The organism is Moorena sp. SIO4A5, assembly GCF_010672005.1.
Lineage (GTDB): Bacteria > Cyanobacteriota > Cyanobacteriia > Cyanobacteriales > Coleofasciculaceae > Moorena.
The window spans coordinates 1-9664 of record NZ_JAAHHZ010000192.1; the positions used below are offsets into that span (position 1 = coordinate 1).

The window sequence follows — 9664 nt, forward strand, 5'->3', positions numbered from 1 at the left end:
CTATTAGCGCAACGTCGTGCGTGCGCGGCAGCGGCAGCCCGGAGAACTCGCCCAGGCCGACCAGCCACACTTCCCACACTCCCCCCTCTTAATTGTCTCCCCCTACTTGATTCTTATCAATCGACCGTTTCTGATTATATTCCTCAATCAATTCCGAAAGATTAGTATTTTTTTCCTTCAGAAGCTGCAGGTAATCTTCTTCCATAGCATTAGTAAGTTCAAGATTCCTCATATCTATCGCTAAATTAATCTTAAACTCACAAAATTTGTTATGAAACGCTGCTGCATTATCATAGCTTTCCGAAGGGTTAGTTGTGGCGCTTATAGTGCCGAATAATGTCCCTAATAGACTAATTAAAAATATAAAAAACTTGACGATATTTTCAGCTTGGTCATCAGAAACAAATTCTTGAATAAACGAGACCAATAAGTCATTGCCTGCCGTAATCCCTCCGATAGCTGCTAAAAAAATAGGGATAGTATATTGCAGAACAAAGAAAAGGGACAAAAGAAACTTTGAAAAAGAAATTTGAAAGTCACATCGTCTTTGGATATCCAAGAAAATCTTGTAGTAGTTAGACGAGAATATATACTTTTTTTCTTTAGGTTTTTGTACCCACACGGCTTTAAATTTTTGTCTCAACCCGACCCTAAAAAACCCAAGCATAAAACGTTTCTGGCCACGATCTAATATCAAGTCCGGTTGACTAATGATGATATCCCTTCTGGCGTACAATCCAGAGACTACTTGGGAGATAATTAACCGAACTTGATATAACTACTTACATTTACTTGGACTTTAGACAGTAACCGGACACTTACCGTGAAAATTGATCAAACTGGCTATAGCAATTCTGATCACAAGTGAGGTACACAGGATTTTTTCCTGCTCCCTGCTCCCTGCTCCCTACTCCCTAAAATCCAGGACGAAAGTACTTCACCCAATTGACACTATATTCAAACCAATTCACCCATCACCGCTCTGCGCAAAATCTCTGTCACTTCTGTTGCTATTCTGGCATCAAGTTCCACCGCTTCACGATTGCAATCTCTTGGCTCAAGCACTTTTGCTCCCCGTAGCGCCATACTGAAGGTAATCAATTTAGCTGGCTTGAGGGAATCGTCAAGACTAGGCTTAACTAATTTAACTAGGGCGACATAAACTGCTTCGGTTCTGTTCCTAATACTGGTAACTCCGTTGCCGAGTTTTGAGATAATCACGGTTGAGTCAATCATATTCAACAAACCCAACTCTTTAATAGCTAAATCAACTAACCGAGCTGGATCGTTCCCCATTGCTCTGATGATACTTTCGAGACTATCCCACTTAACTCCTGGTAGCTGGCATGCTTCCGGTATGTAATTATGCCAACCCACCATTGAGATCATCCGATTTAAATCATAAGCCGATATAGTATTACTTTCCCATTGAGGGGGTTCAGGGTCAGCAGTTAGAATTATGCTTTTGGTTGTGCTACCAAACAACTGGGGGTACTCGATAAAGGGTTTTTCCCCATATCGGCCACGGAAAATCAGGCTATCATTGCCTGTAATCTGCTTAAGCCAATTTTCCAAGTCCATTTGAGGAGCAAAGCGCTTTAACATTGCCCCTAAGCAATTAGAACTTGCTGTATTGTAGTCATAACTGATCACATCTGTGATTAAATCACAAACGGGAATATCTCGTTGATTTCCAGCTTGGTCTGTGCCTCGAATTGTACACTTATCAAGATCGTCATTAGGAGATTTGCTATTAAGGCGAGACACGAGATTAATAATGGGTATAATCTTAGTACCACTCCAGAATTCGTCATTACTTAGGGCATTTCGTCCCAACCATTTTACCTTAAACTCTTGGTCTTCAAAACTACCAACACAGACACATGCTTCTTTGATGTCTTGATGGAGAAACTCTAACCCTTGCTGATCAATCTCTGGAAGTTGCCCCAGAATTGGATAAGGACTGAAAGTCTGATCCGCTTTAATTCCAGACACTAGATGTTTACCATCGGGTTTCTGAGTCAGGCGGGAAGGATAATCTTTAATTTGCTGTTTGTATGATGAATTAGCAATACCGAGATATAATAGTTTGGGATTATCTTCAACACCTTGATCAGCAGCTTTTAGGGATTTTTTGTAAACGTTATCTTTGCTATAATTATCCAAAGTTATCAAGACTTTAGTATCCCCAATGTCCAAATTCCACAGCACTGAATTATCGGTGCTTTTGACCAGTTGCTGATCACAAAATACTTTGAAAAAAATGTCTGGTCTTTGGTCAGCAAACAGCTCTTGAAAATAGGATTCATCGAATTCCATCCCAAAGCTGCCATGGTGATCAGTGATGGCGCTACCTACCAAGTTGTTGACAATAAGCTCTTTATCCCATGCTTCAATCCTTAGTCCTGAAACGACGCCACTGGTGTTTGAATCGATTACCCGACCTGAAATCCGAAATATTGCCATAGTAAATTCTAAGATTAAATTCAATAACTGTAGCTGATAGCTGATGGAGTAACCAAAGGAACAGCCCCTATTTGTTTTAACCTAAAGATTGATTATTTGTCTATATATAATCAGCTGTTAACCATTTAGATTGGGATACCTAAATTGCTCAAAGGGAACAGCGGATCTGGGAACAGGGAACAGGGAATAGGCAATAGGCAATAGGCAATAGGCAATAGGCAATAGATAATAATATCATAAGTAATAAGGCCAAAAAAATAGCTATGAGCTATTAAGTATTTTATATAAAAAAAACAATTAATTTAACTTAATCAAGTTTAAGGATTTAAGATAAAATAGTAAAATGAATAATATGTTCATGACCTGATAGTTAATATCGATAACTACAACTGTAGCAGTGGTATTTGTGGGTAAATTTGCGATTACTGCTCTTTTTATTCACGGAATAATAGCGTTGATCGCAGTTATGAGGTACAGTATTCTTTGACTTTGATTCCCTGTGAGGTGCGCTTTCCTATTTCCTCTTATCTGTTCCCTGTTCCCAGATCCGCTGTTCCCTGTTCCCTAAAATCCCGAAATTCTGTACGTCATAGCTATGAGAATTGCTATATATCGACATGATATAATTTCCTTCTAACCTGTGGTGTAGAAGCAGGTTAGCTCAAGCCTATTGACTCAATATCATAAATACTAAGGAATCTATGCCCCCAGCTGTTTCCCTCCAGAACATCTACAAAATCTACGATAAAGTCCCTGTAGTCAATGACCTCTCCTTTACCATTGAATCAGGAGAGATATTTGGTTTGCTTGGTCCGAATGGTGCTGGTAAATCCACGACAATTCGGATGCTAACTACGTTAACTGAACCGACCAAGGGTCAAATTAAGGTAGCGGGTTACGACGTTGTGGAAGAAAAAGATCAGGTCAAGGAAAATATTGGTGTGGTCTTGCAGCAAACTAGCGTGGATATTGACCTGACTGTCTGGGAAAACATGGAACTCCACGGACGGCTGCATCACATTGCCAATCCTGGGCGTCAGCGGCTGATTAATCAGTGGTTAGAGTATGTAGAGCTAATAGACCGACGGGATAGTTTAGTGAAAACTCTGTCTGGGGGAATGAAGCGTCGGTTGCAAATTGCTAGAGCGCTGTTACATCAACCGAAGATTCTATTTTTGGATGAGCCTACAGTAGGATTAGACCCCCAAACCCGCCGTCGCCTGTGGGAAATTATTCGGGATTTGAATCGCCAAGGTATGACGATATTGCTAACTACCCACTATATGGAAGAAGTGGAGTTTTTGTGCGATCGCTATGGCGCTGGCAAGCCAGGACGGATCGGTATCATGGATTCTGGTAAACTAATCGAATTAGGTACATTTGAACAGTTGCGCCACCAACATGGGGAAGGATTACTGATCAAACAACTCAATGAACGCTTTGAATACAAATTTTTTCCGACTCTGGAACAAGCGAGTGGCTATCTCGAAAGTTTACCCGATAAAACTGGTGTGATGGTTCGTCCCTCCAACCTGGAAGATATCTTTGTTGAATTGACAGGACGCCAATTGGATTAGAAGCGAATTAAAACAATGCCTCGTCTAGCTACCCAAATTGAAGCGATTCTATACTTGAAGGGACAGCCGGTCTCTATAGAGGAAATCTCAGAGTATGCCCAATGCGATCGCGAAAAAGTTGCGGATGGCTTGATTGAACTGATGGCAGACTATGCCCACCGGGACAGTGCTTTAGAAGTTGTGGAAACCCCTGCTGGGTATAGCTTACAGTTACGAGCCACGTTTAGTGAATTACTGCAAAACTTAATTCCCGCTGAATTGGGCACAGGTGCTTTGAGGACTTTAGCTGCGATCGCTCTTAAAGGTCCGATTACTCAAGCTGACCTAGTCAACCTTCGCGGCAGTGGAGCGTATCAACATATCCAGGAACTGGTCGAACTCGATTTTGTCCAGAAACGTAGACAAACTGAGGGGCGTTCCTACTGGTTACAAGTTACCGAAAAATTTCATCAACACTTTGAAGTTGAGCAGCTATTGCCACCCCAATAGAAGCTATGCTAAGGGTTACAAAAACTTCAAGATTCCTTTAAGTAAGCTTTTTTACTCAGAATTTCTACCGAAAAAAGTTAGATTTATCCCCGAAAGCTGATTCAGCTGATCTCACAATCGTTTAGAGTATAGAAAAGTCGAGATGAAGCAGGTCAAACCTAAAATTCCTAATGGTATTCAACCCCGATTTTCTAAGTTCCCCAGGAGCAGAGCCTCAAGCGAACCAACTGCTGCAATACCTCCAGAATCAACCTTCTGATGTTTTAGCAAGGATTGCGAAGTCTGCTAGCCCTGAAATCCAACAAATCATCTCTCAGAACGTTCAGGGGCTAGTAGGGATGCTGCCATCAGAAAACTTTAATGTTCAAATCACCACTGATCGGGAAAATTTAGCTGGATTGCTGGCGTCAGCCATGATGACTGGTTATTTTCTCCGTCAGATGGAACAGCGTATGGTTCTTGAAGACAACTTAACCAACTCCACTCCCTTACGTCCTCAGAAGCGGCCCAGTGAAAAGCGTAGCGATTCCCCAAAGCCAACTGAGTCATAATAGATGTCCTCTGGTTTAATACCTACGCTCGTTAGGTACACACCAGTGAATGGCACTATGTTCAGAATGATTAACTTGGGAAAAAGACTAAACGGAATAGGTTAAAGGGATGATACTATCACAATCTATTGTCCCTTTTTCCTTTTTAGACCCAGGTCGAGATGGATCCCAGGGGAGGATTAGCCTATAGAGGAGGATAACCGTGCATGGTCAAATTTAACTATTTCAGATAGTATCATCTCCGGTAGCATCAATAGTTTCAGATATTGTAAATCTTGGAGTAATAGGTAATGAGTAAATGGTAATTGTGATTAGCCATTACCGATTACTTATTACCGATGACTTGTTACCGATTATCGATTAGACCTAGCAACCTTAGTAGTTTTATTATACTGTTTGCGTCAATTATTCTGGCCTGATCCAAAGTTCCCTTGTCCAACGTTACCGACAACTGCGGCGAAGTTTGTTACCCATTATCCATTACCCTAACCCAAACAAAACCTTCGACGCGGAGTGGGCGGGGAGAACTTCAACGACCCAGCAAAATCTTAATCTGGTCAACTAGACTTGTGCCACCAAACCATAGAGCAAACAGAATTGAGATGGAGAGGCTTGCTCCGATCAGGCACACCACTAAACCGGCTAGGCTAATTGCGCCATCATCTTCAGTTAAGCCAAAACCAGTGATAAAAATTCCCATAGCTGGAACGGTATTTGTCCCTGGAATCGGAATCATCATCGAAATTGACATTAATGCGATCGCACTCCCCATAAATATCCGACCAGGCAAACTGGTACAAATATAGGTTAGGCGAGGACGGGTAACTGCCTCAATCCGCCGCAACCAAGGGAGTCCTATTTTCAGAAAACCCTGCACGGTTTCCAATTTCATTTTCCCATTCATGATCTTCTTTGGTAGCCAGGGGCGTTTGGCACCAACGATGAGCTGAATAGCCAACAATAAGATCACAATTCCAAAGGGAATCGAATAACCCGGTGCTGGAACTGGCAAAGCTGAAGGTAGAGATAGGATAACGAATATAAACCCAAAGATACGTTCCCCCGCTAGGGTCAAAATATCTGCCAGCCTTACCTGAGGCTCTTGCTCTTCCTCAAAAAAATAGCGCTGTAGTTCTACAGAGAGTTTAGCCATTTAGTAGTGATTAGTTATAAAAGTTAATATACTAATCTATACTAATCTTTCTAGCACTTACCCTGACATTACTGATAAGATTAATTGCTAGCTGTACAGCAATTCAGAAACGGTTTGTTAGCGATCGCTTCTAAGCCCACTGATTTGATCAGATCTACCCATGCTTGGGGCTGGGAATCCCGTAACTGGGCGATAGTAGTCAGAGTTTCTTGCCAAATCAGAGCATCAGCATATAGTTTGGCTTGTTCTAAGGTATTTTGCTCCTGCTCTAGATTAAGCGCTAATTCTGGACTAAGTTCAGTACGCTCTAGAATTCCTTGAACCCAATGATCTCGGCTACGCTCTTGAGGATCGCAAACGAGTACGAAAAACCACTTGTATTTCTTACCCATGGTCAGAGGTACGGTTGTCGGTACGCTCAGTTGCACAATACCGTTCGTGTTATCCAGGCTCACGCTGGTCAGGTAAACCTCTTGATTCTGGTCATCAATTAACACAAATTCTGCTTCGGAGGCTGTAGTTTTGGGAACATACCAGAACAGTGTCGGATTAGCCGCCACGGTTGTGACCAGATTATTGGCAGGCACGATAGCAGTCAAAGGGATGTCATCGCTGTCAGTACAGGAATAGCTACGAGACCCTCCTCCTGCTGTTCTTCTAGGTTCTCCTCGTTCTGGTACTGGTGGAAATTTAATCATATGTGTCCCAGCCCCAAGGGTTCTAGACGGTGATCCTCGCTCTGGTGGTGGTGGGAAGTATGCACCCACTTCATGGTGTGGGTATGACTGTGCCAGTAACTGGGGTGCGGTGAAGTCAGTTACCAGTGCAGCCGAGAGCATTGTAGTCAGCACTGCCAGATAGGTTGGAGATTGTTGCCAGATCATAATCAATAACCCTACTCATTAATAGACCTCTTGCAAAAGTCAATTTTTGCCATGTGGCTATAGTATTTATCACCCTCTTTTTAGAGATTTATGCAAGAGTCAATATAAGTTTGTTATTTTATTCTAGCTAAGTGGTTGATCTTAACTTGCCGTTCCAAACCTTTTCTATACTATATCTTATTCCTTGTCAAGGATACAAAAGTTTTTAGAGGTGCCATTTTAAATCGTTTAGGCCGGTCAGGGCAATCGATAGTCGGTCATTGTCAACTACCAATTACCCATGACCCATTACCCATTACCTAATTACCCATAACCGATTACCCAAAAAGAGATATCAGGATTATTGAACCAGTATCGTAAAGGGATTACCCTAGTTTTAGGTACCAGAAGTCCAAGAGTTGATGTACTCGATTTGGTCTGGGGTGAGGCTATCAATGTTAATGCCCATTGCTTGTAACTTCAACCGCGCAATGTCCTTATCCACTGCTTCAGGGATGGAGTGTAAACCTGGTTCAATGGATCCTTTGTTCTTGACTAGGTATTCACAGGCCAAAGCTTGGTTAGCAAAGCTCATGTCCATCACCGCACTGGGATGACCTTCAGCTGCTGCCAGGTTAATCAGGCGTCCTTCACCCAGTACCACAACGGATTTACCATTTTTCAAACAGTACTCTTGGGTAAAGTTCCGTACTTCTTTGACTTCCGTTGCCATTTCCCCTAAGGACTTGAGGTCAATTTCAATATCGAAGTGACCAGAGTTGCACACCATTGCGCCATCTTTCATCACCTCGAAATGCTCAGGGCGAATCACGTGCTTGTTTCCAGTAACTGTGACAAACAAGTCACCTAAGGGAGCAGCTTCTTCCATCGGCATTACCCGGAAGCCATCCATTACAGCTTCAATGGCTTTAGTGGGGTCAATTTCAGTAACAATGACATTAGCTCCCAGTCCCCGAGCTCGAAGTGCTGTGCCTTTGCCACACCAGCCATAACCGGCCACAACCACGTTTTTACCAGCTAACAACACGTTGGTGGCGCGGATAATACCATCAAGGGTAGATTGACCAGTACCGTAGCGATTGTCAAAGAAGTGTTTGGTGTCAGCATCATTAACATTCATTGCCGGGAATGTCAACACCCCGTCATTGAACATAGCCCGCAGACGGACAATGCCAGTGGTGGTTTCTTCGGTGGTACCAATGATATCACCGAGCTGGTGTTGGCGCTCTTTTACCAGAGTGGCGGTAACATCGCTACCATCATCGATTATGATGTTGGGTTTGTGATCCAGGGCAATTTCAACGTGGCGGTGATAGGTTTCGTTATCTTCCCCTTTGATGGCAAATACAGGAATCTCATGATCAACCACTAAGCTAGCAGCTACATCATCTTGGGTTGACAGAGGGTTGCTGGCAATCAGCAGAGCATCAGCACCAGCAGCCTTGAGTGCGATCGCTAAATGGGCAGTTTCGGTGGTTACGTGACAGCAAGCAACTAAACGAATTCCTTCTAAAGGCTTTTCTTGGGCAAAGCGGTCTCGGATTTGCTTGAGCACTGGCATCTCCCGTCCAGCCCATTCAATCCGCTGTTTTCCTTTTGGTGCCAGAGATAGGTCTTTAACTTCGTGTTTAATCCGATTAGCAGTTGCAATCATCAGGTTTTGTGTTTTAGTTAACGTTTTTTAGTTTAGCTTTGATTAGTTTAACGTGTTCGAGAAAGTGCCAGTGGATGAGGAAGCTTTATCAAAATTCTGATTAAACCCGCTGAGATTAAAGATAGTTTACAGATTTCTACCATCAACGGGTGATAAACAACTCATTTCGATGTAGTAAATTCGCTATTTTTTGTCAATAGCAGCAAACCATCATAGGAGTAACTACTGACCAGTACGAAACTAGTATATTTGTACTATAATAGAAGATAGCGAGTTGACGGTCAGCTGATCTGATGTAAACCCCTAATCAAGGTTTTTCCCCATGAAGAAGCACTATATCCTGAGCATCAATCCCAATGCCGACTACCAATGGGAGCAGTGTACGTTAAGAGATCCCATTACGGCAGAACGACCAGACTTTGCTGGTTTGATTGCCCAAGCTGTGGCAGATCAAACTGGTTCTTATTTAGCTGTCCGGCAAAAGAAGCCCCACAACGAACATGCGCAGCATGAGTGTGGGATGAATTTTGCACAGGGTCTTTTGGAGCACGAAGACGAGCTATAAAACTTCATTGTATTGATTACTGAGTCATTCCCCTCCGTTTTGCTTCTTGCTCCAGTTGTCTTTTATCGAAATCAATAAGTCTAATTGTCATTTTTATTGTTTTCAATATGACTGACGCTTTGACTAGCTGTATAGTATACTAATAGTAGGTCGATGAGCTAGAGAACAAGTCAAATGAGAATCGCGTACCAGTACCGGTTAAAACCAACAAAGCAGCAAAAAGCCAAGATAGATCACTGGCTGTCAATGCTGTGTGCTCAATATAACTATTTGTTGGCCGATCGGTTTCGTTGGTACGAGGAAAATCGCTGTTCAATTAATGCTT

11 protein-coding genes are annotated in these 9664 nt (G+C 42.6%); 6 read left to right on the forward strand and 5 right to left on the reverse strand.

From position 1 onward, the window contains the following. Positions 1-88 precede the first annotated feature (88 nt). On the reverse strand, positions 89-697 hold the full coding sequence (locus F6K57_RS31575) for a hypothetical protein (protein ID WP_293072053.1): 609 nt from the start codon (positions 695-697) through the stop codon (positions 89-91). 260 nt (positions 698-957) lie between these two features. Next, entirely contained in the window at positions 958-2466 is a 1509-nt protein-coding gene (locus F6K57_RS31580) for a peptidoglycan-binding protein (RefSeq protein ID WP_293072054.1), read from the reverse strand. Between the two features lie 483 nt (positions 2467-2949). Between F6K57_RS31580 and F6K57_RS31585 the strand changes: the two genes are divergently transcribed. The 4 genes from F6K57_RS31585 to F6K57_RS31600 all read left to right on the forward strand — a co-directional run bounded on the left by F6K57_RS31585 (position 2950) and on the right by F6K57_RS31600 (position 5083). Then, positions 2950-3087 (forward strand): hypothetical protein, encoded by a 138-nt coding sequence (locus tag F6K57_RS31585; RefSeq protein ID WP_293055942.1) that lies wholly within the window; start codon positions 2950-2952, stop codon positions 3085-3087. An 80-nt stretch (positions 3088-3167) separates the two neighbouring features. Beyond that, complete coding sequence (locus F6K57_RS31590) at positions 3168-4043, forward strand: ABC transporter ATP-binding protein (RefSeq protein ID WP_293072055.1); 876 nt, start codon at positions 3168-3170, stop codon at positions 4041-4043. Positions 4044-4058: 15 nt separating this feature from the next. Further along, positions 4059-4532, forward strand: a complete 474-nt coding sequence (gene scpB / locus F6K57_RS31595) for an SMC-Scp complex subunit ScpB (RefSeq protein WP_071104321.1) — start codon at positions 4059-4061, stop codon at positions 4530-4532. Positions 4533-4702: 170 nt separating this feature from the next. Then, positions 4703-5083, forward strand: coding sequence for a DUF760 domain-containing protein (locus F6K57_RS31600; protein ID WP_070392853.1), 381 nt, complete (start codon positions 4703-4705; stop codon positions 5081-5083). A gap of 529 nt (positions 5084-5612) precedes the next feature. Here F6K57_RS31600 and F6K57_RS31605 read toward each other — a convergent pair. From F6K57_RS31605 to ahcY, 3 genes are all read right to left on the reverse strand, one after another. After that, complete coding sequence (locus F6K57_RS31605) at positions 5613-6236, reverse strand: exopolysaccharide biosynthesis protein (protein WP_070392852.1); 624 nt, start codon at positions 6234-6236, stop codon at positions 5613-5615. An 80-nt stretch (positions 6237-6316) separates the two neighbouring features. Beyond that, positions 6317-7120, reverse strand: a complete 804-nt coding sequence (locus F6K57_RS31610; RefSeq protein WP_070392851.1) for a DUF928 domain-containing protein — start codon at positions 7118-7120, stop codon at positions 6317-6319. Between the two features lie 376 nt (positions 7121-7496). After that, positions 7497-8774, reverse strand: coding sequence for an adenosylhomocysteinase (gene ahcY / locus F6K57_RS31615; RefSeq protein ID WP_070392848.1), 1278 nt, complete (start codon positions 8772-8774; stop codon positions 7497-7499). A 322-nt stretch (positions 8775-9096) separates the two neighbouring features. On the opposite strand from ahcY, the gene F6K57_RS31620 reads away from it, so the two are divergent. Further along, complete coding sequence (locus F6K57_RS31620; RefSeq protein WP_075899409.1) at positions 9097-9339, forward strand: hypothetical protein; 243 nt, start codon at positions 9097-9099, stop codon at positions 9337-9339. Positions 9340-9513: 174 nt separating this feature from the next. Then, on the forward strand, positions 9514-9664 hold a 151-nt coding region (locus F6K57_RS31625), incomplete at its 3' end, for a helix-turn-helix domain-containing protein (protein WP_293072056.1).

Bases quoted from the DNA above. Each gene is read 5' to 3' on its own strand.
- F6K57_RS31580 (WP_293072054.1), bottom strand. From the start codon at position 2,466: ATGGCAATATTTCGGATTTCAGGTCGGGTAATCGATTCAAACACCAGT.
- F6K57_RS31590 (WP_293072055.1), top strand. From the start codon at position 3,168: ATGCCCCCAGCTGTTTCCCTCCAGAACATCTACAAAATCTACGATAAA.
- scpB (WP_071104321.1), top strand. From the start codon at position 4,059: ATGCCTCGTCTAGCTACCCAAATTGAAGCGATTCTATACTTGAAGGGA.
- F6K57_RS31600 (WP_070392853.1), top strand. From the start codon at position 4,703: ATGGTATTCAACCCCGATTTTCTAAGTTCCCCAGGAGCAGAGCCTCAA.
- F6K57_RS31605 (WP_070392852.1), bottom strand. From the start codon at position 6,236: ATGGCTAAACTCTCTGTAGAACTACAGCGCTATTTTTTTGAGGAAGAG.
- F6K57_RS31610 (WP_070392851.1), bottom strand. From the start codon at position 7,120: ATGATCTGGCAACAATCTCCAACCTATCTGGCAGTGCTGACTACAATG.
- ahcY (WP_070392848.1), bottom strand. From the start codon at position 8,774: ATGATTGCAACTGCTAATCGGATTAAACACGAAGTTAAAGACCTATCT.
- F6K57_RS31620 (WP_075899409.1), top strand. From the start codon at position 9,097: ATGAAGAAGCACTATATCCTGAGCATCAATCCCAATGCCGACTACCAA.